The sequence below is a fragment of the Chroogloeocystis siderophila 5.2 s.c.1 genome, assembly GCF_001904655.1.
GTDB classification, from domain to species: domain Bacteria; phylum Cyanobacteriota; class Cyanobacteriia; order Cyanobacteriales; family Chroococcidiopsidaceae; genus Chroogloeocystis; species Chroogloeocystis siderophila.
Map to the genome: position 1 here is coordinate 19,845 of NZ_MRCC01000014.1, position 25,520 is coordinate 45,364.

A 25,520-nucleotide genomic window follows, 5' to 3' on the forward strand; every position below is an offset into this window, starting at 1 on the left:
CAACTAAGCGTGTGGGCTGATGTGGAAGGAGTTGTTATGACTGGGCGTTTTTGTGGCGTGCAAGTTATTTTGTGGTCGATTGTGGTATCGAGTTGCATTCCCGATGTTATAAATTTATCGCCTGCATGGGCAGAACAATTAGAAACGGCTCAAACGCATCAACGCAAGTATCCTGCGACTACGGTTGATGAATGGATGACGCAAATTGCCCAAGCCATTACCCAAATTAATCGAGTCGAAGTCAACGCCACAGCGACAGGATTAGAAATTGTATTACAAACCGCCGCAGGTGAAATTACAGTTCCAACAACAACTATTGTAGGCAACGATGTGATCGCAGATATTCCGAATACTGTGCTAGCATTGCCAGAGGGCGATCAGTTTCAACAAGTAAATCCCAGCGAAGGCATTGAAACAGTAAGCGTTTTCAACATACCAAATAACGGCGTTCGGGTTGTGATTACAGGAATTGATGCACCACCTACAGCAGCGATCGCAACCAAACCACAAAGCTTGATAATAAGTGTAACTCCAGAAGCTGAGGAAGACACAATAGAAATAGTTGTTACAGGCGAACAAGACGAAGGTTATAACCCCTCTAGTGCAGCTACTGCGACACGAACTAATACCCCATTGCGCGACGTTCCAGCCTCGATTCAAGTGATTTCGCAACAAGTGATTGAAGATCAAGGTAGGCTTCGCTTATCAGATGCAGTCAGAAATAATGCACCAGGAGTAACAACCTCAAACAGCTATGCAGGGACAGGACAAGGCGAATTTATTATTCGGGGATTTCGACAAAATTCTAACTTTAGAAACGGTTTTCGCGATGGTCAGTTTGGCTTTATCGCAGATTTGTCTAATATTGAACAAATCGAGGTATTACGAGGTCCCGCTTCGGTCTTATTTGGGCAAGTACAGCCTGGTGGTATTGTTAACATCGTAACCAAACAACCGCTAAGTGAACCGACTTACACGGTTGGTTTCACAGGCGGACAGTTCAACTTTTATCGCCCAGAAATTGACTTTTCTGCACCTTTAACCGACGATGAAAGTTTACGCTATCGCCTCAATGTAGCGTATCAAAATGCAGGCAGTTTTCGCGATTTTGTCAACGAAGAACGTTTATTCATTGCACCCGTTTTGCAATGGGATATGAGCGAAGATACAACTTTAACACTCGATTTTTCCTACTTGTACAACGACCCAGTGTTTGATCGCGGTGTGGTTGCGCTTAATGATGGTTCTTTACCGTTACCAATAAATCGCTTTTTAGGCTATCCGTCGTTAGATGATTATTATGAAACGCAATCTCGCGCAAGCTATCGACTTGAGCATCGCTTTAGCGAAAACTGGCAAATTCGCAATGCGTTTTTCTTAACTTCAATTTTGCAGACGGGATTACGTGCTGATATTGGTGGTGCGTTAGTTGATGATCGCTTTCTCCCCAGAGATTATATAGATAGTGAATATCTCAACGAAAATTTTGGCTTGCAAACTGACTTGATTGGTCGTTTCACAACAGGTTCAATTGAACATCAACTCTTAATAGGTATCGATCTCAATCGCATCACCGATCAATATGAAGATCGTTTCGCCCCTTTACCACCAATTGATATTTTCGATCCAAATTACGATGTTGCTGTCCCAGAAGCTTTTGAACCTGGTTATTTCCAAACCATTTTCACCGATAACCTCGGACTTTATGTGCAAGATCAAATTAGCGTACTGGAAAACTTAAAATTGCTCATAGGTGGAAGACTAGATTTTGTATGGCAAGATCAAAATTTGTTTGGTGAAGAATCAACGCAATCGGATACCGCATTTAGCCCGCGTATTGGTGTTGTTTATCAACCGATTGAGCCAATTTCGCTTTATGCTAGTTTCAGCCAATCTTTCTTTCCGGTAGTAGGGCGATCGCGAACTAACACTGCATTTGAACCCGAACGCGGTACACAATACGAAATTGGTATTAAAGCTGAGATTAACGATAATTTATCTGCTACACTCGCCGCTTTTGATATTACCAAACGCAACGTCCTAACGAGCGATCCTATTGATTCAAATTTCTCAATTCAAGTAGGCGAACAACGCAGTCAAGGCATTGAATTCAACATCGCCGGTGAAATCTTACCAGGATGGAACATTATCGCAGGTTATGCCTACACCGATGCGCGAGTTACCCAAGACAATCGCCTTCCCGAAGGTGACTTTTTGAACAATGTTCCCGAAAATGCCTTGAATCTATGGACAACATATGAAATTCAGACTGGTTCGCTGCAAGGATTAGGGTTTGGATTAGGACTATTTTTTGTCGGCGAACGTCAAGGACAACTGCCTAATAGTAACTTACAGCTACCGAGTTATGTCCGTGCTGATGCTGCACTATTTTACCGTCATGAGAATTGGAGGGCTGCAATCAATATCCAAAATTTATTTGACATTGAATACTACGAAGTTGCTCAAAACAGAACCACAATTTATCCAGGCGCACCATTCAACATTCGGGCAACAATCTCGTATGATTTTTAATTTGGTAGTAGCCTCCCAAGGGCGCACTGGCTCTCCATTCTGGGGGACTTTGATTTGTGTAGTAGTCTCAGACGAACTATAAAAAACTCTCTGTCTTCACTCTCTGCGCACTCTGCGTCTCTGGGGTTCGTTTAAAAAGTAATATGTAATTCAAATAACCTACTCATGCAAATTAAAAAACTCAGTATTTGCTTAATTCCTATTCTGATTGCAGCGTGTCATCTTAATCAAGTTCCTACAGCTAGCTATAATACAGCCTCGCAATGCCGCAACGTTGACCATGAGTTTGGTAACACTCAAATTTGTGGACAGCCGCAACGAATTATCGCCTACGATCCAGGATCGCTCGATCTACTCCTAGCGCTTGGGGTTGAACCCGTTGGCTACACGGGCTTTTCTCAAGTTGTTCCTAATTCTCTCAAAGCGGGAGACTCAATCAACGAATTTGGTTATTTCAGCGATCGCCTAACAACATCACCAACTTACATTGGTAATTACAGCAGTCCTTCGCTAGAAACGATCCTCAAACTCAAACCTGATTTAATTTTAATGACTTACAGCTACGGCGATCGCACGCAATACGACCAATTCAGCAAAGTTGCACCCACATTAGCACTATCGGGTGAGGATTTCCCTTGGCAACAACGCCTACTTACCCTCGCCCAAGTGCTGAACCGTGAACCGCAAGCACAGCAGGTACTCGCACAATATCAACAAAAGGTTGCAGCAGTTAAAGTAAAGCTAGAACCTATCAGTCGCAACAACAAGGTACTACTACTTTATTTCTCACGACCCGATCATATTCCCATATCCACCGATAAAATCTTTGCAGGTGCGTTACTCAAAGATTTAGGCTTTCAGCTTGTCATTCCCCAACGCACAATTGATGTTGATGGCGTAATTCGCGGAATTTCACTAGAAGTGCTACCACAACTTGAAGCTGATATCATTATCGTCATGGCAGGCGGTTCTGAAGGGATACGCAATGTCAAACAGCTATGGAGTCAAAATCCGCTTCTGCAATCTATCAGTGACAATGTAAAGCAAGTTTATTTCGTAAATGGTTATCTCTGGGCATTTTTAGATGGACCAATCGCCGCTGAACAAATTATGAATAATGTTCTAGAACTAATGTTACCAGCATCAAATAAACTATCTCTATATTGACGTTAATTAACGTCAATATATTAAGATAAACTCGTCTACTGTCTAAGAAGAAATGTACTTATTTACTATTTACAGCACAGCTTTTCTTTGAGAAAATCGCAGTTTAAGAGAACTGATATCAAATTTTTTGACAGATTCTTGAACTAATTGAATCATTTCTTGCAATTGCAGCTTCCACGACGATACTTTAGATACTTTTAGCTCTAACTGTGTAGGATAACGCTCAAATATAATATCGAGTTGACTTTTTCCTTGAGAATTCCACAATTCTTCTATTGGCTTAAATTCTTCATTATGAGGAAAGAGAGGATTGTCAACCAACAACCCTTTTGCATATTTAGTCAAAGGTTTAAAATGAATTGAATACTCTAATTTTCCATCTGAATTTTCTCTCAAGTCAAAGCAAGGAAAGAACTCAGGAAAGCGTTTCCTAGCTTCTCGAAACCGATTGTAAACTTCTTGCTGCCAACGTCTGCGACAGAGGCTAATAAAAGTAGTGTTAATATTCTGCGTTTGTTCAAAATTCAACAAATCATCAGCCGTTAATGATTGTTGCTTAGTACGTGGAAGGAACTTTGGTGATGAAGCGAGGAAAGGAAAAGATAGTGTTGCAGTAAATAGTGGATTTTGAAGTGGTTGATTCCATTGCCCAAAACTATATAGTACGATGGGTGCAGTTATCAGTGTCGAATCATCAGATAATATACATTTTTTTGCCAATACTGTTTTGCTGCTTTGATTGGTTAGTTCTTGCATAATCTCTCACCCGATTTGATGCACAAGAGAACTTAATGTAGTTTTCAGAATATCGGTTGAGTATGGCAAGCGCATGACAAACTAGTGACAGTGGTATGGATCTGAAAGATTATTTGTTTTAATTGCAGCAAGTACATCGGGCTACAGTTGCTAGAAACTAGGTATTTTTAGTTGCTGGGTGATCGCACCTGAACCGTGCTTCATTTTCTTGAAGAGAATCACTGTGAATATGAACAATTTATCCAAGCGCACCGATAAATGTTCGGTTAACTGATTTTTACGAGTTTTAATATCTACGCAATTTTATTCATAACAACAGACTTGTGAATCAGATAGTAGCCAGGTTAAATCGATTTAACCCTCTGATTGAATTTGTCTGATTAGCTCTTGCGTAGCAGGGAAGTACGTCTCATCTCCTTGAGCGCGGAATAATCGCGATGCTTGTTCTAAATCTGCGATCGCAGTTTGCCGATTATCTAAATACCAATAAATTAATCCTCTATTAAGGTAAACTTTTGCATTGTTTGGCTGGTATCTTAGCAGTTGAGTATAGCCCTCGATTGCTTCTTCAAAATTCTGATTATCTAAATTCTGGCGAATTTGAGTATAAATAGGTGTTAAGTTAACTAACTTTTTCGACCCTAAATCATTATTGACTTTACAAATATGCTCTAGGTTAATAGTATTACCTGACATAGTGACCATAAAACAGCGAAAATTATCGGTTTGAGCAGCGGCTATGCCTTCGCCAACAGTTACTACTAAAGCAACAATTCCAGAAATAGTCATAATTTGAGCGAGGCGCATATATTAATTCCTCTTGCAATCAGCCCGCAACTAAGAGCCTGGATAGGCCAGCATTTTAATTGAATACTGTGAATTCAAAACGATAACAAACTATCAAGGCAAAGGCTATGTAGGCTCATCATCTAATATCAATGGATAAGTAGGATTGAGTTGGGTGTAGTGGTTAAACTCATACGGCGGAGATTCCCACGCATCTACCCGTAACACTTCGGGCTGTACAGGTTCTTCAGTAGGATAAAACGTTAGGTAACAGCACTCTTGTGTAAAAGCCCCGTCAATATCCTCAAGATATTGCGAACTATTCAAATACTTTGGATCGTTGCGCAGCTTAATCTCAAACACCAGCGCATAATTTTCACTCGATCCAAGCCAAAATCGTAATTCCACTTCAAAGCCATTTGAAAGCACAATTCCTTTTTTAGAATAAGGAAGTGAGAACGGAACTTTGACCGCGCGGATTGTATCATCTCGCAGCACAATCTCTTGATGTGGGCTGTAGATTTCTGGTGTCCAAATCTCAACTGCTAGATTCCTACATTCACCAAGAGTAGAAAATATATAACTTCTGGGGTGTCCAGAAAACCCTTGAGTCAGAATGTGTTCTGCTGCATGATTCAATGAGGAAAAATCAAGAGTGCCATCATACACGTGAATTAGGGAGTTATTGGGATAAAACTCCACAGCTGTCAGTCGGTTCATTTTTCAACCTAGAATCAGAAATTTGATCAGCATTTTAATTAACTCTTGTAAGTTAAAAACAAATTACCAAGGCAAAGACTGTGTAGGTTCAGCATCTAATATCAGTGGATAAGTAGGAGCAAGCGGTGTATATCGACTAAACTCATACGGCGGAGATGTCCACGCATCGATGCGCAACACTTCGGGCTGTACAGGCTTCTCAGTAGGATAAAACGTCAGGTAACAGCACTCTTGTGTAAAGGCTCCGTCAACATCCTCGTGGTATTGCGAACTATTCAAATACTCTGAATCGTTGCGCAGTTTAATCTCAAAGACAAGAGCGAATTCTGTGTTTGAGTCAAGCCGCGATCGCAATTTCATCAGCCCAAAGTTATCATCAAACATAACTCCTTCTTTGGGATCAGAAATTGAAAACGGAACTTTGACCGCACGAATTGTATCGTCTCGCAGCACAATTGCTGATTGTGAATCGGTATCTGCCTTCCAAATTTCAAGTTTGAGATTCATACATTCACCAAGAGTAAAAAATTTGTAACTCCTGGGGTGTCCAGAAAACCCTTGAGTCAGGATGTGTTCTGCTGCATAATTTAGGTAGTCAGGATCAATAACGGCATCATAAACCCAAAGTAGGGAGTTATAAGGATATAACTCTAACGCTGCCAGTCGGTTCATGTTTCAATCTAGAATTAGAAATTTGATCAGCATTTTAATTGACTGCTATGGATTCAGCAAGACAACAAATTACCAGGGCAAAGGCTGTGTAGGTTCGTCGTCTAAGATCAGTGGATAAGTAGGATCGAGTCGAGTGTAGCGACTAAACTCATACGGTGGAGATGCCCACGCATCAAGCCGTAACACTTCGGGTTGTACAGGTTCCTCAGTCGGATAAAACGTCAGGAAACAGCACTCTTGCGTAAAAGCACTGTCAACATCTTCGTGATATTGCGAACTATTCAAGTATTCTGGATCGTTACGCAGCTTAATCTCAAACACGAGAGCGAATTCTGTATTTGAGCCGAATCGAAACCGCGATTCTACTAGCCGGAAGTTATCGAAAAGTATCACTCCCTCATTAGAATCGGAAATTGAAAACGGAACTTTGACTGCACGGATTGTATCGTCTCGCAGCACAATCTCTTGATGCGGGCAGTAAATTTCTGCCTTCCAAATTTCAAGTTTGAGATTCATACATTCACCAAGAGTAAAAAATTTGTAACTCCTGGGGTGTCCAGAAAACCCTTGAGTCAGGATGTGTTCTGCTGCATAATTTAGGTAGTCAGGATCAATAACGGCATCATAAACCCAAAGTAGGGAGTTATAAGGATATAACTCTAACGCTGCCAGTCGGTTCATGTTTCAATCTAGAATTAGAAATTTGATCAGCATTTTAATTGACTGCTATGGATTCAGCAAGACAACAAATTACCAGGGCAAAGGCTGTGTAGGTTCGTCGTCTAAGATCAGTGGATAAGTAGGATCGAGTCGAGTGTAGCGACTAAACTCATACGGTGGAGATGCCCACGCATCAAGCCGTAACACTTCGGGTTGTACAGGTTCCTCAGTCGGATAAAACGTCAGGAAACAGCACTCTTGCGTAAAAGCACTGTCAACATCTTCGTGATATTGCGAACTATTCAAGTATTCTGGATCGTTACGCAGCTTAATCTCAAACACGAGAGCGAATTCTGTATTTGAGCCGAATCGAAACCGCGATTCTACTAGCCGGAAGTTATCGAAAAGTATCACTCCCTCATTAGAATCGGAAATTGAAAACGGAACTTTGACTGCACGGATTGTATCGTCTCGCAGCACAATCTCTTGATGCGGGCAGTAAATTTCTGCCTTCCAAATTTCAAGTTTGAGATTCATACATTCACCAAGAGTAGAAAATTTGTAACTTCTAGGGTGTCCAGAAAACCCTTGATAAACAATGTGTTCTGCTACATGATCTAGGTAGGCAGGATCAAGAACGGCATCATATACCCAGAATATAGAACTATATGGGTATAGCTCCAGTGCTGCCAGTCGGTTCATTTCTCAATCTAGAATCACAAACTCGATCGTATCCTGATTATCAATAGCGTAAGGAGTTGCATTCGGTCGCTCACGATAAAAATTTAACTGACTTCCGAAGCTACTGCCAGATAGCTGATTATCTCTACTCGCAATGCATTTTATATGAGCAGAGCCAACGTAAACACCTGAATTATTAGGTACGCCATTCTCTAAAAAGACTGCTGGTGGATATTCATCTCTGTCTTGCGTAGTACCATTTGGTTTTGGGGGACAGGTTCGATAAGCAGCAATTGATTGATTTCTCCGCGTAGTTGAATTTGGACGATCTACCGTCAATAAGCGTGGATAACTCCTACGCAAAGGATTCCCTGTTCGTCCTGGTCGGAGAGGCGCTACTATCGGTTGAGGTGGGATTCCTTGAGCTTCCAATACGTGCTGTGCGCTTTCAGGAAAAACGCTTAAACTTCGTGAAGCCACACATGGAAATCTGAACCTCGTCCTACAAAGTGCAATTTGGGGAAAGCCTACAGTTGTTCCAATTGTTTGCCCTGATGTTATAGCGAATTGGATATCTCTACGGTTTCCATTGCCAACTTGGGTCGAAGGAAAGATCATTCCCACTGTATTAAGCGGTATTGCTCCTGAACCTAAAGCCGTAATCGCGATTCGATTAACTCCAGGACGAAACAGATTTGCTGGAAATTGAACAACTGTGCCACTAATTGTAAGCGGCAATACATTCTTAACGGTTTGACCGTTAAAGGCGATTCTAACTGCATCTCCATCACCAGGAGCAGTTCCAGCATCATAAAATATGAGCGTGATTGGTCGTTTAACAATAGTTACCGTGAATGTTGGAACATTTGTTGCAGGACGGGCAACTGCAAATGGAACAACATCCGAAGTGCTGGGAGAAACTGATTGACTTGGGGATGGTGAAGCGAAGTCAGGAGGAAGTTGACCAGGTGGGTAAATTTCCCATCCCTCTAAGTCAGCAGGATTCGGTGGATTTCTAAGACCCTCTTGCTGTGTTCCTAGGGGTGTAGAACCAGATAACAGAGGCGCAAATCCTATAAAGATTGGCAGTCCTAAAGACGCAACGATTCTTTGTCGCAGTGAATGAAATACCATACATCTCTAACATGATTTAATAACTTTTTGGAAACATTAAAACCTCGTCAATCAGATACGAGCCTCTTTGATGAAGAGTGCGAAATTATCTCTTGAGTTGGTTTTACTGCTCTTGTTACTGACAGTTCGATACCTAGAAGCTGAAAAATTTGCTCATAGCTAGTACAAAACTTGCGGGGCAATTGCATTAAAGATCGCTGGATTGCAGACAAGTGCCATAATCCCTGTTTGCCCCCTCTCGGCTTTGCTTGGCAAAATAGACACTAGCGATTTCTTGGGTGCTTAAACTGTCTAACTGCACACCAAATTAGTGCTAACACTTAATCCAACGCTAGCGTATTTCTACCGAAAAACAAGTAGAATTTCGTAATGCTATTAATTTCTCAGTAAATGTACAGTGGTATCTGTGTGGGTAACTTGCAATGCTATCTAAGCACTCTTTTTCTTGCTGTTACTTAGAAAAAGTCGTGTTAACTTCCTGTGTAGCTATCTTCAGATACAGAGTACGATGTAGATTATGTATAAGCGCTGCATATAATCATTCTCTTGTGCGAATCCTATTTACTTCTACAATTAATAATTTGCCTTGATAGTATTCCATAATACTTTGAGTTGACAAATAATTCACTAACCTTTGCATCAGCAGAGGAATAATCTCAGGGTGATTCTGAAGTTGTATCGATATGATACCAAGATATTCAGCAGGAGGATAAGTGACGATATCTGCAAAGTCTCCATTCAGCGAGACTAGTATTGCACCTAATTCCTGTGCTTTAGCTATCACAATCTCATCAGGAGAATTAATTGGGATGTGGTCTTTAAGAACCAACACTTTATAACCATTATCCTGCAACGCTTGTCCGATTGAAGTTGGGACACAATGATCTAGAAAAAACTTTAAGCTCACGATGCTACCGTCTCAAAACTTGCCAAGTCACGGGCATAATCAAGACACGCTGCAATCTGATCAATTTGCAGATCTGGGAATTCTTGCAGAATTTGCTCGTAAGTGTTACCCGCAGCCAGATAGCCCAAAATAAGGCTTACCGGAATTCGAGTTCCTTTAATTCTCGGTTTGCCTCGTAGAACATCTGAACTACTCACAACGTGTTCGCGCCAGTTAACAGGCATAAAGAGTTCTGAAATGCAACTTCTCCGACTATTTTAGCGCTGCTCAAAAGCGATGATGCTTTCATTTGCTACTGCGATCGCTACCTTATCATTCCCACACTCACAAGTCACTCCTTGGCGCTAGCTTTACACTTCGTAATTTTTTTAAACTAAGAAAGAACTACGATTGCTCAATACCTATGGTACTGCGACCGAATCAACGACAAAAATTAGACAGTTCCGACGATCAACAGTTTTATGCCTATCCTCGGTTTGTGACTCATGTTGATGATGGCTTTATTCAACAGCTGACAGATTTGTATCGCCTCCGCCTCAAACCAAACACCCGTATCTTTGACATGATGAGCAGTTGGATTTCGCATCTACCGGAAGATATAGAATTTGCTCATGTTGAAGGACACGGACTCAATGAGGAAGAATTAGCACGGAATCCGCGATTGAATCATTATTTTGTGCAAAATCTTAACGAAAATCCCAAGTTTCCGCTCAAAGACCAAGATTTTGATGCAGTACTTAACACAGTATCAGTACAATATCTACAATATCCCGAAGCCATATTTTCTGAAATTCACCGCGTTCTCAAGCCTGGTGGAGTTGCGATTGTCAGCTTTTCCAACCGGATGTTTTTTCAAAAAGCAATTGAAGCATGGCGCGAAGGTTCAGAAGCTAGCCGCGTTGAGTTAGTCAAGCATTACTTTGAGTCAGTACCAGGATTTACGTCTCCCGAAGTGATTGCACGTCAATCAAATGCACCAAGTTTCTTGCAATGGTTAGGTGCTGGCGGGGGAGATCCCTTTTATGCTGTAATTGCTTATCGTGAATAAGAGCAGAGGGTTGTATGGTTGTATGGTAGGAGGGTTGTAGGGTTATTGAGTCTTAAAAAGCAACAACCATCAACTTTCTCCCATACTCCCACCTTAACTTCTATTAATCACTTCCAAGGAGACACGAATGATATTTCCAAATGCGCGTAGGGTTTTGGCAGCTTTTTTACTCTCAATATTGTTATTTGTTACAGCTTGTCAAACTCAAGCCCCCTCGCGTTTTGATGAGGTACAAGCGATCAGTAGCCAGCAAAAAAGCGGTCAAGCTGTAGCCAAAGATGCAACTCAAGGTGGTAGTTTTAACCAATTCTTTCCTAAGGCGAGTCGCGGTTACGAACGAGTTTACACGCAGGAGAAAAAAGGCTTTGCTGAAGCTAAGTTGAAAAAAGACGGTAAGGATCTAGCATTGATGGCGATTTCTGATACGCGCAGCCTTCCAACTGCTGCGGCAAAATTTAAGAATGCGACAAAACAAATCGCAGGTTATCCCGCATTGGAGATTGGGAATACACAAACAGCAGTGCTAGTTGCTGATCGCTATCAAGTAAAGGTAATATCCCGCGATGCATCGTTTACTGCAAGCGATCGCGAAGCTTTGTTAAAAGAATTCGATTATCAAGGGCTTGCCAAATTGCAGTAATCATATCTCAGACCGAAACAAATTTTGAATACAGGAGCTTGATGTGAGTAAACCCATCCAAAAGTTGGTTGACGATTTACCAACTAATAATCTAACAGTTTCAATGCTGCGATCTCTCGATTTTGTGATTCCAGGTCAGTGGCAAAATGTAACAGGCTTTGAAAACACGATTCGTGTTGTGACAGGCGAAACTGACGAATCACTCATTCAACAAATTGGCGAACGCGCAATTTATCTCTACAATGATCGCTCCCAAGGCTACCAGCGCGCTATGTGGTTGTATCAAACTGTCGATAGTACGGATGTTGCTTTGGGTACAGCTGCATTAGCAAACAAAGTAGGAGAAAGAATTCCACTACTAGGTTTCTTAAACCGCCTCACTCCCAAAGCTGATAAAGCACAAACAATCGATTTAAGCCTCAAATTAGTCGCGGAATTAGTTGCATTTTGCTACATCAACGGCATTCCAGGAGACAGTATTGGTGATTTTGTTGCATCTTTAGCCGACTATAGCGGCGAGTCATTAATGCGAATGGTGGCTTTAGTTTGTGTAGATGGTTTAATTCCCTTAGGACCAGATTTTATCCTCAAAGCACAATCAGTTCTCAATGATACAAGTCCCAAAGAGATAGAAAAAAACGCAACGTTCCAACGGATAAGTGACGCAATTCCAGGAGTGACATCTCTCAATAAACTGCTTTTTATTGGTGAAAGCTTTGACTCAGTTAAAGGTTGGATGAGTGGATTAGTTTCTTCACGCAATCTAACACCACAAAAAGTCGTTAGCAATTTACAACAAGCAATCGAAGTTGCTGATGATAAACTAGACTATCTTGCAGCATTTCTTGATGTCGCAACAAACTACTACGAACACACTGGTACGCAAACTTTAGCACGTCGCTTAATTGAACGCGCAGTAGCTGAAATCTAAAATCATAGGTAAATCTAATGTAGTCAAGTATACCTATGGAGTTTAGGCAATGGGTAATGGGTGATATGGTTGTTGTGCTAATTACCAGTTACCGATTACCAGTCTTATTCATCTAAATTGCTCTACTTGCACTTGCGATAAGCCTGTTGGTCTAGCTACTTGTTCTACGGTCATGCCTTCTTGTAGTAGGTTCCGAATAGTCTGTTGTAATAAAGACTGCGCTTGTTCTGCACGTTGACGTTCAGTTTCTGCACGTTGACGTTCTTGTTCTTCAGAAGTGGGTAATAATTCTCCGTCTAAAGTTGCCCAGCGTAGCCAAGTTGCTTCCACACCTTCGTGTATACCGTGCCAATGTTGTAATGCTAAACTGAGAGACTGGTTAACTAATTGGTTTTGAGCATTAGGCGTTATGGGCTGATAGACTCCATGTTGTAAGTAGAATCCTGCCCAATCATCAGGGTTAAATGGATCAAACCAAAAATATTCTGGTACGCGTAGTTGGTTTTGATAAATTAACTTCTTTTCATTTTTATCTGCTTGTGCAGTACTCTCAGAAAGTAATTCAATCACTACATCTGGTGCTTTTCCTTCTTCCCAGACTACCCAACTTTTGCGTTCTTTTTTTGGTACTCCTAATACGGCAAAAAAGTCTGGTCCTTTAAAGTCTTGATTGCGTACTTGCGCCAGACTAAAATAAACAAACATATTGCCACTTGCGTATCCATCCGATCGCTTATCAAGCCAAGGCAACAAGCCATTAATGAGTAAATTCATTTGCACTTTATGCCGTTGGGTTTCCATCGGAATACCGTCATCGCAAGGCAATTCGTCTTGAGTAGGGGGCAATGCCACACCTAATTCTTTGAGGGTAATTTCTGACATGGCTATTTCAGAGGTATCTACCCAATATTGGTACTTATATACTACTGAAAAATGAGCAAAGTTTAATGCGATCGCACTTTAGATGCAATAATCGCCTCATCCAACGGATCATTTGGTGGAATGAGTTATCAACTCAACTGCAACAACATGATCCGCGTGACTGATTAACCGTCTATATGCGCTAGAATTCTTTCAGCTTCTTGACAAAGTTGCGCGTGACAATGACCGTTACTTGCCATTAAACCACCCCACTGATTCACATCTCCGGTGTTGTATTGCAAAGGATCGCCGTTAAAGTGCGTAAATTGTCCGCCAGCTTCGGTGAGAATCAATTCTGGTGCAGCCATATCCCAATCTTTCGGTGCAGATTTCCCAGAAAGAGATATGTAGACATCTGCTTCTTGTTCAATAATTGTGGCAATTTTGCAGCCGACACTACCGACAAATTTTTGTTTCTTGCAGGGAAGATGTTCTAATAATTGATTAAAGCGCTGATCGCGGTGCGTGCGACTCACAACTAAAGTTAAATCTTCAGCTTGATTGCGATCTGAAACTTTTATCGGCTTAACTCCACCATCACGAGTTTCGGCAAAAGTACCACCACCAAGCGTTGCATAGTAAAGTTTTTCTAACTCTGGACACGCAACAATTGCCAGCACTGGGCGTTTATCTTTAACTAAAGCAAGGTGAATTGCATATTCGCCAGTTTTGTCAATAAAGTCTCGCGTTCCATCTAAAGGATCAATAATCCAAACGTAAGGTTTATTAAAATGTTCAGGAGATTGCGATTTATAAGTTTCTTCGCTCATGTAAGCAAAGTCTTCATCTCCTAAGCTACTCTTGAGTTTATCTAAAATATAGTGATTAACCGCAAGATCTGCTGAAGTTACAGGGCCATCTTTTTTGTCTTTAATTTCCAAATTACCTTCATTGATATCCGCTTGGTAATAAGAGCGTAACAAATACGATGCTCCCCAGCCTACAGAACGCGCGATCGCTAAAATTTCCTTTAAGTCCTTCATTATGCCACCAGCGTCGATGAACCCCTAGATTTTAGCCCATTGCTTTCCTTTCGTTAGATATCTAAATTCATTAGTTGGCTAAGCTAAAAGTTCCTGCACAGTAATACTAAAACCTGTCAAGACAACTTGAGTGCTTACTACATCATTAGCTGTAAACCACAAATGCTGATTTTGCGTCAAAATTAATATCCACTTGGCTTCAGGAAATACTAGCCATACTTCTGCACAATCTGATTCTAAATACTCTTTGGCTTTGGCAAATAACTCTTCCGCAAAATCTGTCGGTGAAGCAATTTCGGCAATTAACGGAAAACTTTGAGGAAAAGTTGCAAGTTGACCAAATTGGGCGAGTAATTCAGGAGTAATATAAGCTACATCAGGACGACGGACTTGTTTATTAGTGCGACATGGAGCTTCTGTACATGGTTCTCCACCTTGTCCATGGGACATTATGTAACTTCTCCAGTAGTAGGATAGTCTACCTTGAATCACACCGTGTTTAACTGTCATTCCCGTTTTTTCTACTACCTGTCCGTCTACCCATTCTGCATCATCTACAGGATGAGTGATGAAGTCTTCCAATGAATTAATTGAAACACTGGCTTCTAGTGATGGATCAGTAATATCTCTAGTAGGGTGTTGTGTAGCTAATGTCATAGTGAAGCTGCCTATCAAGGTGCTGCTTACCATGATTATGACTTAAACACGTTGATTATTTATAAGCTTGGCGAATGAATTCGCTGCTAGACACTCTAATTGCAACCCCGTGGAATCAATAACAAGACTTTTGCTCTTGAGTGTACGCAGGCACGCTTTGTTTGAATAGCCTCGACTTCAGTCGAAGATTATCTTTATTGTTGCATCCATCCAGCGCCTTGTACCAAAAAACTGGCAAGAAGCAGCAGCAACACCCGCAGCAGCGGCTAAAGCATCAGGAAAACTCGTTTGCAAAATATAGTTACAAAAAGCACCGTGAAAAATATCACCAGCGCCTAGGGTGTCAACAGCTTCGACTTGGGGAACTGCAACAGTATTATACTTACCATTCGCTTGATATTGAATTGGGTTTTCTCCCTGAGTGATGGCAATGTAAGGAATACCAACACTTGTAAGATAAGCAAGTACTTCTGTTGTAGTGTTGCAGCCTGGTGGATGAAAATTTGCCGAACATACAGCATAATCTACAAAGGGTAAGACTTCTTCAAATCCAGGCTTCCAACTTCCACCATCAATGACAACAGGGATATTATTTTCTTTGGCTTGACGTGCGATCGCACTTCCAACTGTCATTTGATGCCCGTCAATTAAAACAATATCTACTTCTTGTAAAATATCTTCAGGGAGGCGATCGCCCTTTACTTGAGTGTTCACCGCGTTTATGGAAACGACAGCCCTTTCTCCTGTTGCTTCTGTAACAATAATTGAGGATACTGGCGGCGGGTCTACTTGTGTAGGATTGAGATCTTGTAGTGTGACATGGTAAGTATCTAAATCTGCCACAATCAAATTTCGTATTGGATGCGAACCTACTACACCGAGTAATTTTGCTCGATTCCAATAACTGAATGCAATCGCAGCATTTGTCGCAGGACCGCCAGCCGTTACGGTATAGTTAGTTGCTACTATTTTTTGATTATTACGGGGAACAGATTTTGCTAGATAGATGAAATCTATCGTGATTAATCCAACAAACAACCCTAATTTGGATTCCCGCATTGAGTTATGTTAGCCTAACGCTAGGCACGAAGCACGCGAAAAAATTGAACATTTTTTTAGTGTACCGTAGCTCAGTGCGCAAAAGATTTCTGAGCCGTTAAAAACATTGGATTATTCACAATATATTGCTGTGGAATCACAGATGCTTCGTTGGGAGTTGCTAAAGCTTGACACAGAAAGGCCGCTACTTCTGCGCGTGTTGCTTGCTTATTAGGATGTAAAAACCTCACATCAGGGTAATTAACAACAATACTTCTTTCGGTTGCTGCTGCTATTTTGCTTTGAGCATACCGAGGAATTTTATTAGCATCTGCAAAATTTGTTTTTAATGTAGAGGCAACGTTTCTACTAGGAGAATAATTTAATCCACTCGCTAAAGCAACTAAAACTTGCGAACGAGTAATTCTTTGATTAGGTTTGAAAACTCTTCCTGGATAACCTGATAAAAAGTTTCTTTGATACGCTTCTGCTATATGGTTATATGCCCAGTCATATACATGAACATCTCTAAATTCTACTCGCCTGCGTGTCCGAGGAATTTGCGGAAAAGCCTTACCTACTATTGCTGCAAATTCTGCTCGATTAATGTACATCATTGGGCGAAAGCTACCATCTGGATAACCATTAATAATTCCTTGATTGGCTAATTTGACAATACAGGAATTTGCCCAATTTTCCTGGAGATCGTAAAACAAGGGATATTGGTTAGGATACTGAGCTACAGCAGGTTTTTGTGATATCAGGGTGAATCCACTCGTTATTACTCCTAGCCCAACTAATAAGGCAGGTAAGGAGCGATGTTTGATAAACATTGAATGCTTTTATCCTTAAACTATATATTTTTTGATTTATGTATAAGTAAATGAGTTTCTTATATTTGTGTATAACAATCTTTTTTATCAAAAATTCATATAAACTGGGATATTTTATTAAATTAATTTAAACTGCTAATTCGACGAAAATAATATTATACATTAATAACTTAATCAAATAAATATTACAAAATTTTGGAGGAATGTTATGTTAATTTACTTAATTTTTAGACAAAAAGGCTGATTACACCAAAAGATAGTTGATTAGAGCAAAAGTCATACAATGACCATGAGCTTATTGCTAATGGTTGTGATGTTTCTAGCGAGATTTTACGGAAAAAATGCTTTACCCGCAATTATTGTTCAATAATATTATCAGTAAATTCACTATAGTAATCTCAAATGATTTATGAAAATCCCACTCCAACTCTTTCCTTTGCGTACTTTGCGTCCTAGCCTAACGGCAACCCCTTCGGGGAAAGTGGCTCGTTTAAAAAAAATTTACAACTCAAATAGGATTGCTATATATAAAAGTTATTCTGATTATTCTAACAGGTACTACCTTTAATCCTAGAAACACAATGCAGACGGCAGCAGAAACCGGAATACTTTATGTAGTGGGAACGCCTATTGGTAATTTGGAAGATATCACATTCCGCGCCGTGCGCATTTTGCAATCAGTGGACTTAATTGCCGCAGAAGATACAAGACATACGGGAAAGTTGCTACAACATTTTCAAATTGCGACACCGCAGCTAAGTTATCACGAACACAATCGTCACAGTCGCGTTCCTGAATTGGTGCAGAAGTTGAGTGAAGGAAAAGCGATCGCTCTTGTAACAGATGCGGGAATGCCTGGAATTTCCGATCCTGGTTATGAACTGGTGAAGGCGTGTATTGCTGCAAATATTTCCATTGTCCCTATTCCTGGTGCGAGTGCAGTGATTACCGCATTGTGTGCAGCAGGATTACCGACAGATCGATTTGTGTTTGAAGGTTTTTTGCCCGCTAAAGGAAAAGAACGCCAGCAGCGCCAAGAAGCTTTAGAAACCGAATCACGGACAATGATTTTTTATGAATCGCCGCATCGCTTGCGACAGACGCTGCAAGATTTCGCGAACTGTTTTGGACAAGATCGGCAAATTGTCTTAGCGCGCGAGTTAACTAAATTCTATGAAGAATTTTGGCGGGGAAGTATTGCAGATGCGATCGCGCACTACAACCAACGCGAACCGCAAGGCGAATACACACTTGTTGTAGCGGGGGTTCCACCAAGAAAACTCCATTTAACTGAAGCAGAAATTAAAGCGGAGTTACAAAAAATCATGGCTCAGGGGATATCGCGATCGCAAGCGAGTCGTCAGTTAGCAAAAGAAATTTCGCTTTCGCGCAGTCAAATTTACCAAATCGCTTTGGCGCTACCAAATTTATCTTCTTCGGCAGATGACAGCGATTAAGATTTAGAGTGCTTGGCGTCGGAAAATTCACAAATACTACTAAATGGACAATAACGGCAGTGATTGCCAGGATTTGGCGGAAAAATTTTACTGAAATTGTGAGGATTTTGTTGATAATGGTGCATATCTTGCTGATGCTTGAGCGCCACTTGTGCTAATTGATCTTCTACAGCGTCGAGTTGTTTAGAAGTCACGCTGATTAGCGCAGAGTTTTTACACCGTTCTAAGTTGTAGAATGAAGCAACAGCCTGATAATCGGGATACAGATAGCGCGCTGCGAGTAAGTACACAAGCGCCTGACGCTCATCAAAAGCCGATCTACCCGTTTTAAAATCGAGAATGTGCAAAATTTTATCAGCTTCGATAAACACGCAATCCATTGTGGCATACAGCCGGAATTGATAATTTTTTTGATGAATCACTATTGGCTGCGGAAATCCTTCATCACCGCTGGTGAGTTGAATAATATGTTTTCCAAGTAAAACTGGACGATGATAGTAGTTTTTGAGAATTTGAATAACGCGTTGCTGAATCTCAATACTTGATTTACTCAGTTTTAGCAGTTGGGCAACTTGTTCGACACCATCAGGCTGAGTTAACCATTGACGATGATGATGAAATTCGTAAACGCCCTTTTGTGCAAGTAAACCAATTCGTTGTGGTGGACTAACTTTAGCTAAGAGTGATTTGATTAACGGTTCTTTTTGCCGCGCTTTGATGAAACCCCGCTTCATTTGACAATGCCATCTTTCTTGCCCTGTCGCTGGGGCAAATAAAGACCAAAGGTGGTAGCTGGCAAAGGGTCGCCCAGAGTTTAGCATTGTCTGGCGGTTCAGTAAGGGAAGCAACAAAAGTTACTGTGACACGTGAGAAACAATAAGCTTCTTGTACTATTAATGATGAACGACAGGGAGTGGCAAAAAATGAGCGCTAGTAACAATTCCAGCAAGATCAAGTTTGGCACCGATGGATGGAGAGGTATTATTGCTGATGACTTTACCTTCCCCAACGTACGGAAAGTAACGCGGGCGATCGCCAGATACCTGGAAACCGCCTACAACAAAAACCAACCGGTTCTTATTGCCTACGATACTCGCTTTCTCGCTGACGAGTTTGCCCAAACTGCTGCTGAGGTTTTAGCAGCAGAGGGTTGGAGTGTGAAAATTACTGATCGGGATTGTCCCACCCCAGTAATTGCTTACAACGCCCGTCACTTAAATAGTGCTGGTGCATTGATGTTCACTGCCAGTCATAATCCGGCACCCTATTGTGGGATTAAGTATATTCCTGATTACGCTGGTCCTGCCACTCCTGAGATTACTGATACTATTGTGGCAAATATCTCCGGTGCAGACGATGCACCTGTCAGTGGTAATTGGAAAGATAAAATTTCAACTTTCGATCCCAAGCCCGAATATCTTAAGTTTCTTTACACGCTCATCGATGTTGAGAAGATTCGTAACGCTAAGTTAAAAGTCAAATACGACGCGCTGTATTCGACATCGCGCGGTTATTTAGACACCGTTTTAGAACACTGCGGTTGTGAGTTAGAAACTTTTCATGCACAGCGCGATGTACTTTTCGGCGGCGGAATGCCTGAACCCAAAGGCGAACAACTCGTTGAGTTAGTTGAGGCTGTGAAAAAAGATCAAGCCGACTTGGGCTTAGCTACAGATGGGGATGGCGATCGCTTTGGAGTTGTAGACGAACAAGGCAACGTTTTGACACCAAATACAGTTTTACTGTTACTTGCGCGTCATTTAGTCAAAAATCGCGGTAAATCAGGCGCGATCGTGCGTACTGTTGCGACAACGCATTTACTTGATAACATCGCTGCAAGTTACGGCTTAGAAATTTATGAAACTCCCGTAGGCTTCAAATACATCGGGGAAAAAATGCGCGAAACTACCGTGTTAATTGGTGGCGAAGAGTCAGGCGGTTTAAGCGTCATTGGACATATTCCCGAAAAAGACGGAATTTTAGCCGATATGTTAGTTGCAGAAGCGATCGCCTACGAAGGAAAACCTTTAAGTCAGTTAGTCGAAGAAGCAATTAGTGAGGCTAATGGACCATTATCGAACAAGCGCTTAGATTTACATCTCAACGACGCGCACAAAGCTGCTGTCATCGATTCGTTTACGAACAACCCACCCGCAAACGTTGCTGGAATTAAAGTTAAAGAAGTTGGTCGCAAAGATGGCGTTAAGCTTTACCTCGAAGAGGGTAGCTGGATACTATTACGTCCATCGGGTACTGAACCACTGATGCGCGTTTACATCGAAGCAACTTCAGCAGATAAACTCAATCAAATCGCAACTCAAATGGAACAAACAATTAATCACCTCGAACCTGTAACGGTCTAGACCTGGCGATTAACGATAAACTAGAAAGGATTCCTCATAGCTAATTGCTTCTATGAGAACTCTTGCTAATTTGCTCACGATTGTAATTCTTGCAGGCTGGGTAGTGGCGATCGCAATTATTTCCGTACAAAACGCCACCCCAGTTTCTTTGCGATTTGTGACATTTCAATCAATTCAACTTCCGGTAGGGTTGGTACTAGCGTTTAGTGCCGCTTTGGGTATGCTAGCTATGGCATTGACTCAACCAATCTGGATCGCTGGTTCGAGAAGAAATAGTCTTCAATCAGATAATGAGTTTTTCGTCGATGAGTGAACAGGTGCAAAAGCGTAGTAGGGTATGAGGGAAAAATAGTATTTTAGTCTCTCCTACACTCCCCACACCTCCCACTAGCCACTAACCACTAGCTTTATTCTCCCCTTGATAGTGTTTGACATATCGCTGTTCAGGGTCAATACCTTCAAAAGTTGGTGGAATCCAAACTCGTACGATTAACAACGCAGCTAAAACAAGTAAGAAAGCACACGCTGCAAGCATTTGATTCCAAGGAACTTCCAAAACTCCCCGCACAATCACTTCACGCAGTACTGAGACAATCGATACTTCTACAGCAACGCCAATGGATACACGCTGTTCTTGCAAATAAATAATCAACAGGCGAAACAACTCCACCATAATCAGCAAAAACAAAATATCTGCGGTGACTTCGTGGAAGTTGAGCGGTGGCAACATTAAATAAAATATACCCCTCAACTGAATCACCATCGCGCAGAATAACCCAATGCACAGCGAAACGACAATCAAGTCTTGAATTGTTTCTAAGCTACGCACAAGCAGATTCCGATTCAACGCTTCGTACCAATTTAACGGGGACTTCAACGGCTGCTGCATCTAAACTTCCTCCTGCGTGTGGTGTTGTTGGGAGATTATGCTTAGATTAACTTATAGATTTGTGTTTTTGGTATTTAAATTTATTATCACATAAATTAGCCTAGCAACTTCGGTCGCAGCTAGATAAAAGAAGTCCAGATGGTGCGTGGACTTATAAAATCAGGTTGTAAAAAGCGGTTTGACCGCTAAGCCTTTAGATGTTGGCACTAAAATAATATGGGCTTAATGTGACGTAATACCTCTTGAAGTAAGCCGCCTGGACATTCACCAATCAACTCAGCACGTCTAGCGCGATTAACCTAGTGAGCGCAATTGATCAACAATCACCACTCCTATTACAATGACCGCGCTGTGGGATGTAATCTACCACACCTCATTTGCTTCTGATTTACCCCAACAAACTTCCTGACTCGGCTCAATAATTTGAGCTAGCAAGTCATATAGTGTATAGTCTTTTTGTTTCGAAACTGGCTCGATAACAATAAAGAATTAAATATAGAGATATCTAGCAAGCAAGGTATTTTCAAAAAAAATCAATGAAATGATATTATTTGAGCATATGCAAAAGATTACTAAGCTGGTATTTGACACTGACATTTAGCAGAAAATGCAATCTCTATTAAAATCAGACAACATAGAAACTTTTGATTCTAGAGAGTTAAAGAGTCTCCTATACGGTAAGATTACTCCAGAAATAAGCGAAGCTAGAGAAGACTTAGAATATTTCTTGGAGAATAAGGCTTTGAGACGTCCAGATGTATAAAGTAAGAAATAGGTATTAGTTGAATTTTATTAAAGAGGGTTAAACTACTTAACATCCATCCAGTTTTCACCCGCACGCACTTCGACAAGTAACGGTACACTTAACGACACCGCAGATTCCATTGTTGAGCGAATTTTTGGCTGTAATTCTTCCCACTCGTCTTGCGGAACTTCAAACACCAATTCATCATGAACTTGCAGTAGCAATCGCGCTTGGTAATTTTGCAATAGTTCGTGCAGTTGCACCATCGCAATTTTAATAATATCTGCACTCGAACCTTGAATCGGTGCATTAGCCGCCGCGCGGAGTAACCCCGCATCATTTGCTGTTAAACCGCGAATTTCGTCGAGGTTGATGTCTTCAGGCTTGAGATTGCGTAACTTCCGCAGGCGATCGCTTGTGAAATTAAAATACCGTCGTCGTCCTAAAATTGTCTGTACATACCCATAGGCTATGGCTTCTTGTTCCATCCGCCGCAAGTATTCAAAGACTAACGGATATTGTTGGTTAAATCTTTCAATAAACACCTTACCATCCGCAGCTTTCATCTTTGTTTCTCTAGCAAATCGCTGCGCCCCCATACCATAAATGACACCGAAGTTAATTGTTTTAGCTAAGCGGCGTTCTTCAGAAGTTACCGCATCTTTTTCAAACAGTAATCGCGCGGTTACAGTATGAATATCTTCATTATTTTGATACGCTTTTACTAAGATAGGTTCTTGCGACAAATGTGCGAGAATTCGTAACTCAATTTGCGAATAATCCGCTGCTACTAATATCCACCCGGATTCAGGAATAAATGCTTTGCGAATTTGCCGACTAAAGGCTGTACGAATCGGAATATTTTGTAAGTTTGGGTTAGAAGAAGATAATCGCCCTGTTGAAGTTGCAGTTTGATTGAAACTTGTATGCACTCGCTGTGTATCTGGGCGCACTAATGCAGGTAGCGCATCAACATACGTTGACTTTAATTTAGATAAAGTACGATACTCTAAAATCGCTTCTACTATCGGATGATCGTCGCGTAACTTTTCTAATGTTGCTGCATCGGTTGAATAACCTGTTTGAATTTTTCTTGACTTTCTCCGGTCTAAATTCAACTTATCAAATAACAGTTCACCTAACTTTTTTGGCGAACCTAAGTTAAACTTCTCTTCAGCAACTGCATAAATTTGTTCTTCAATTGCTGCTAAGTCTTTATCAAGTTGTTTAGAAAAATCTTGTAGATACGCCGTATTGATGTGAATTCCTGTGTACTCCATCTCGGCTAAAACAGGTTCAAGCGGCTGTTCGACTTCGAGTAATAACTTGTGTAATGCTGGAATTTTATCTAGTTCTGCGCGTAGCTTTGGTACTAATCCATAAGTTGCATAAACATCCATACCGCAGTAGTCGGCAACAGTAGGAATGTCTAAATCTGCAATATTTTTTCCTTTCGGTACTAACTCAGCATAGCTTTTTGATGTCAAACCCAAATAGCGCTGCGCTAGATCGCTCAAATTATGACTCGTATCAGGATCTAAAACATAGCTTGCTAGCATCGGATCGAACACGACACCTCTAAGATGAATTCCCTGACACCGCAATACTAGCCTGTCAAATTTAGCGTTTTGCAACGCTTTCGGATATTCTGCGCTTTCTAAAATCGGGCGCAATGCTGATAGTACCGTTGCAGTATCCAAATTATCTCCTGCTGTGTGACCCAGGGGAATATATGCGATCGCATCGAGTTCGCTTCCCCAGCAGCAACCAATTCCTACAAGTTGCGCATCGCGTGGTTCGAGATCTGTTGTTTCTGTATCCCAAGCAACAGGTGTTTTTGTGTTGGTATGTCTTTGTAATTGTTTTACTAATTTAGTTAATTTTGCAGGCGTATCAATGATTTGTGGAGCGATTTTAGTAAACGGTTGTTCTTGACTTGCTTCAGTATCCTCCGCACTAAAGAACCACAAATCATCACTCTCAAATGTTGGTACTGTAATGAAGTTTGAGTCGGGTGTATCTTCTGATTCGTCTTCTGGAATTGTCCCACCAAACTGTTGCTGTAGTTCGTTAACTTTACCAAGAAAAGATTTAAATTCTAATTTTTCTAAGATATGTTTAACAGTTGTTGTATCAAAACCTGTTAATTTTGCTGCTTCTAAATCAATATCTAGTGGTACATCAACAACAATTGTTGCTAAATAGCGAGATTTTTCTGCGTCTTGTTTCCCTGCTTCTAGTTTCTTTTGCGTTGCGCCTTTGATTTCACTCAAAGAATCATAAATTTGCTCAAGCGACGTGTATTGATTGAGTAGCTGAATTGCAGTTTTTTCACCAATACCCTTAACGCCAGGAATATTATCAGATTTATCGCCACAAAGTGCTTTCAAATCGACAATTTGTGATGGTAATACTCCCATCTTTTCTTTAACTTGTTCAGTTTGAAATTCGTTAATTCCTGGAGAAGAACGCTTCAATGCTTCGGAACTAAGATAGAGAACGCTAATATCTTTTTGCGGATCGACAAGTTGAAATAAATCGCGATCGCCGGTTAAAATCTTTACTTGATACCCCGCTGCGCTTGCTTTTTGGGCGAGTGTTCCTAGCACATCGTCGGCTTCGTAGCCTGGTGCAGTGATAATGGGTAAGTTCAAGCCATCGAGTAATTCGTGGAGGTTCTTGAGATCGGGAACAAAGTCTTCGGGCGTCCCTGGGCGATCTGCTTTATACGTATCGTCGGCTTCGTGACGAAAAGTTGGTAATCCGAGATCGAATGCGATCGCCATTGCTTCCGGCTTTTCCGCCGCCATGACTTCTAGTAACGCCTTGAGAAAGCCAAAACACACGCTTGTCGGAATTCCCGTTGTTGTGCGCAAACCACCATCACGCCCTTTAGCAAATGCAAAATAAGAACGAAAAGCCAGCGAATGCCCATCTACAAGGATAAATGTTGGGCGCAAAGAAGATGAAGCCACAGTAGAGGTAAAAGCTTGAGACATA

Annotated in this window: 25 protein-coding genes; 8 read left to right on the plus strand and 17 right to left on the minus strand. The window is 41.2% G+C overall.

Translation table 11 applies throughout. From position 1 onward, the window contains the following. Positions 1-36: 36 nt before the first annotated feature. Together NIES1031_RS16600 and NIES1031_RS16605 are read left to right on the plus strand one after the other, a co-directional pair. Positions 37-2,532 carry a TonB-dependent siderophore receptor gene (locus NIES1031_RS16600; RefSeq protein ID WP_073550743.1) on the plus strand — a complete coding sequence of 832 codons (2,496 nt, stop codon included), beginning with the start codon at positions 37-39 and terminating at the stop codon, positions 2,530-2,532. 165 nt (positions 2,533-2,697) lie between these two features. Next, positions 2,698-3,699 (plus strand): ABC transporter substrate-binding protein, encoded by a 1,002-nt coding sequence (locus NIES1031_RS16605; protein ID WP_073550628.1) that lies wholly within the window; start codon positions 2,698-2,700, stop codon positions 3,697-3,699. 69 nt (positions 3,700-3,768) lie between these two features. Here the strand turns inward: NIES1031_RS16605 and NIES1031_RS16610 are convergent, their stop codons facing one another. The 9 genes from NIES1031_RS16610 to NIES1031_RS16650 form a co-directional block, all read right to left on the minus strand. After that, entirely contained in the window at positions 3,769-4,455 is a 687-nt protein-coding gene (locus NIES1031_RS16610; protein WP_073550629.1) for a hypothetical protein, read from the minus strand. A gap of 354 nt (positions 4,456-4,809) precedes the next feature. Then, positions 4,810-5,262, minus strand: coding sequence for a tetratricopeptide repeat protein (locus NIES1031_RS16615; RefSeq protein WP_073550630.1), 453 nt, complete (start codon positions 5,260-5,262; stop codon positions 4,810-4,812). A gap of 105 nt (positions 5,263-5,367) precedes the next feature. After that, the gene (locus tag NIES1031_RS16620) at positions 5,368-5,961 is read right to left on the minus strand and encodes a hypothetical protein (protein ID WP_073550631.1); all 594 of its coding nucleotides are present in this window, start codon (positions 5,959-5,961) and stop codon (positions 5,368-5,370) included. A gap of 63 nt (positions 5,962-6,024) precedes the next feature. Further along, entirely contained in the window at positions 6,025-6,633 is a 609-nt protein-coding gene (locus NIES1031_RS16625; RefSeq protein ID WP_073550632.1) for a hypothetical protein, read from the minus strand. A 69-nt stretch (positions 6,634-6,702) separates the two neighbouring features. Next, complete coding sequence (locus NIES1031_RS16630) at positions 6,703-7,314, minus strand: hypothetical protein (RefSeq protein ID WP_073550633.1); 612 nt, start codon at positions 7,312-7,314, stop codon at positions 6,703-6,705. Between the two features lie 69 nt (positions 7,315-7,383). Continuing rightward, positions 7,384-7,830, minus strand: coding sequence for a hypothetical protein (locus NIES1031_RS16635; protein ID WP_073550634.1), 447 nt, complete (start codon positions 7,828-7,830; stop codon positions 7,384-7,386). 168 nt (positions 7,831-7,998) lie between these two features. Further along, a complete protein-coding gene (locus tag NIES1031_RS23895) occupies positions 7,999-9,108 on the minus strand; it encodes a hypothetical protein (protein WP_073550635.1) in 1,110 nt (369 codons plus the stop codon). A 538-nt stretch (positions 9,109-9,646) separates the two neighbouring features. Next, positions 9,647-10,015 (minus strand): DUF5615 family PIN-like protein, encoded by a 369-nt coding sequence (locus tag NIES1031_RS16645; protein WP_073550636.1) that lies wholly within the window; start codon positions 10,013-10,015, stop codon positions 9,647-9,649. Further along, on the minus strand, positions 10,012-10,239 hold the full coding sequence (locus NIES1031_RS16650; protein WP_073550637.1) for a DUF433 domain-containing protein: 228 nt from the start codon (positions 10,237-10,239) through the stop codon (positions 10,012-10,014). The genes NIES1031_RS16645 and NIES1031_RS16650 overlap by 4 nt, the downstream gene beginning before the upstream one ends. A gap of 179 nt (positions 10,240-10,418) precedes the next feature. Here NIES1031_RS16650 and NIES1031_RS16655 point away from each other — a divergent pair, with 179 nt between their 5' ends. From NIES1031_RS16655 to NIES1031_RS16665, 3 genes are all read left to right on the plus strand, one after another. Continuing rightward, positions 10,419-11,063: a class I SAM-dependent methyltransferase gene (locus NIES1031_RS16655; RefSeq protein WP_073550638.1), complete on the plus strand. Its 645-nt coding sequence runs from the start codon at positions 10,419-10,421 to the stop codon at positions 11,061-11,063. Positions 11,064-11,190: 127 nt separating this feature from the next. After that, positions 11,191-11,703 (plus strand): hypothetical protein, encoded by a 513-nt coding sequence (locus NIES1031_RS16660; RefSeq protein ID WP_073550639.1) that lies wholly within the window; start codon positions 11,191-11,193, stop codon positions 11,701-11,703. Between the two features lie 43 nt (positions 11,704-11,746). Further along, entirely contained in the window at positions 11,747-12,634 is an 888-nt protein-coding gene (locus NIES1031_RS16665; RefSeq protein ID WP_073550640.1) for a hypothetical protein, read from the plus strand. Positions 12,635-12,742: 108 nt separating this feature from the next. Here the strand turns inward: NIES1031_RS16665 and NIES1031_RS16670 are convergent, their stop codons facing one another. The 5 genes from NIES1031_RS16670 to NIES1031_RS16690 all read right to left on the minus strand — a co-directional run bounded on the left by NIES1031_RS16670 (position 12,743) and on the right by NIES1031_RS16690 (position 17,066). Then, positions 12,743-13,516 carry a Uma2 family endonuclease gene (locus NIES1031_RS16670; RefSeq protein WP_073550641.1) on the minus strand — a complete coding sequence of 258 codons (774 nt, stop codon included), beginning with the start codon at positions 13,514-13,516 and terminating at the stop codon, positions 12,743-12,745. 164 nt (positions 13,517-13,680) lie between these two features. After that, complete coding sequence (locus NIES1031_RS16675) at positions 13,681-14,538, minus strand: 3'(2'),5'-bisphosphate nucleotidase CysQ family protein (RefSeq protein ID WP_073550642.1); 858 nt, start codon at positions 14,536-14,538, stop codon at positions 13,681-13,683. 78 nt (positions 14,539-14,616) lie between these two features. After that, positions 14,617-15,195 carry a Uma2 family endonuclease gene (locus tag NIES1031_RS16680; RefSeq protein ID WP_073550643.1) on the minus strand — a complete coding sequence of 193 codons (579 nt, stop codon included), beginning with the start codon at positions 15,193-15,195 and terminating at the stop codon, positions 14,617-14,619. A gap of 177 nt (positions 15,196-15,372) precedes the next feature. Continuing rightward, entirely contained in the window at positions 15,373-16,254 is an 882-nt protein-coding gene (locus NIES1031_RS16685; RefSeq protein WP_073550644.1) for a sugar kinase, read from the minus strand. Between the two features lie 71 nt (positions 16,255-16,325). Then, positions 16,326-17,066 (minus strand): S-layer homology domain-containing protein, encoded by a 741-nt coding sequence (locus tag NIES1031_RS16690; protein WP_073550645.1) that lies wholly within the window; start codon positions 17,064-17,066, stop codon positions 16,326-16,328. A gap of 581 nt (positions 17,067-17,647) precedes the next feature. On the opposite strand from NIES1031_RS16690, the gene rsmI reads away from it, so the two are divergent. After that, positions 17,648-18,523: a 16S rRNA (cytidine(1402)-2'-O)-methyltransferase gene (gene rsmI / locus NIES1031_RS16695; protein WP_073550646.1), complete on the plus strand. Its 876-nt coding sequence runs from the start codon at positions 17,648-17,650 to the stop codon at positions 18,521-18,523. Here rsmI and NIES1031_RS16700 read toward each other — a convergent pair. After that, the gene (locus NIES1031_RS16700; protein WP_073550647.1) at positions 18,520-19,344 is read right to left on the minus strand and encodes a PD-(D/E)XK nuclease family protein; all 825 of its coding nucleotides are present in this window, start codon (positions 19,342-19,344) and stop codon (positions 18,520-18,522) included. The genes rsmI and NIES1031_RS16700 overlap by 4 nt on opposite strands. A gap of 102 nt (positions 19,345-19,446) precedes the next feature. Between NIES1031_RS16700 and NIES1031_RS16705 the strand changes: the two genes are divergently transcribed. Together NIES1031_RS16705 and NIES1031_RS16710 are read left to right on the plus strand one after the other, a co-directional pair. Then, positions 19,447-20,886 (plus strand): phosphoglucomutase/phosphomannomutase family protein, encoded by a 1,440-nt coding sequence (locus NIES1031_RS16705; RefSeq protein WP_073550648.1) that lies wholly within the window; start codon positions 19,447-19,449, stop codon positions 20,884-20,886. A gap of 52 nt (positions 20,887-20,938) precedes the next feature. Next, a complete protein-coding gene (locus NIES1031_RS16710) occupies positions 20,939-21,199 on the plus strand; it encodes a LapA family protein (RefSeq protein ID WP_073550649.1) in 261 nt (86 codons plus the stop codon). Between the two features lie 81 nt (positions 21,200-21,280). On the opposite strand, the gene NIES1031_RS16715 is transcribed toward NIES1031_RS16710, so the two are convergent. Both NIES1031_RS16715 and polA read right to left on the minus strand, forming a co-directional pair. Continuing rightward, positions 21,281-21,775 (minus strand): phosphate-starvation-inducible PsiE family protein, encoded by a 495-nt coding sequence (locus NIES1031_RS16715; protein ID WP_073550650.1) that lies wholly within the window; start codon positions 21,773-21,775, stop codon positions 21,281-21,283. Between the two features lie 807 nt (positions 21,776-22,582). Beyond that, the gene (polA, locus tag NIES1031_RS16725; protein WP_407919504.1) at positions 22,583-25,495 is read right to left on the minus strand and encodes a DNA polymerase I; all 2,913 of its coding nucleotides are present in this window, start codon (positions 25,493-25,495) and stop codon (positions 22,583-22,585) included. Positions 25,496-25,520 lie beyond the last annotated feature (25 nt).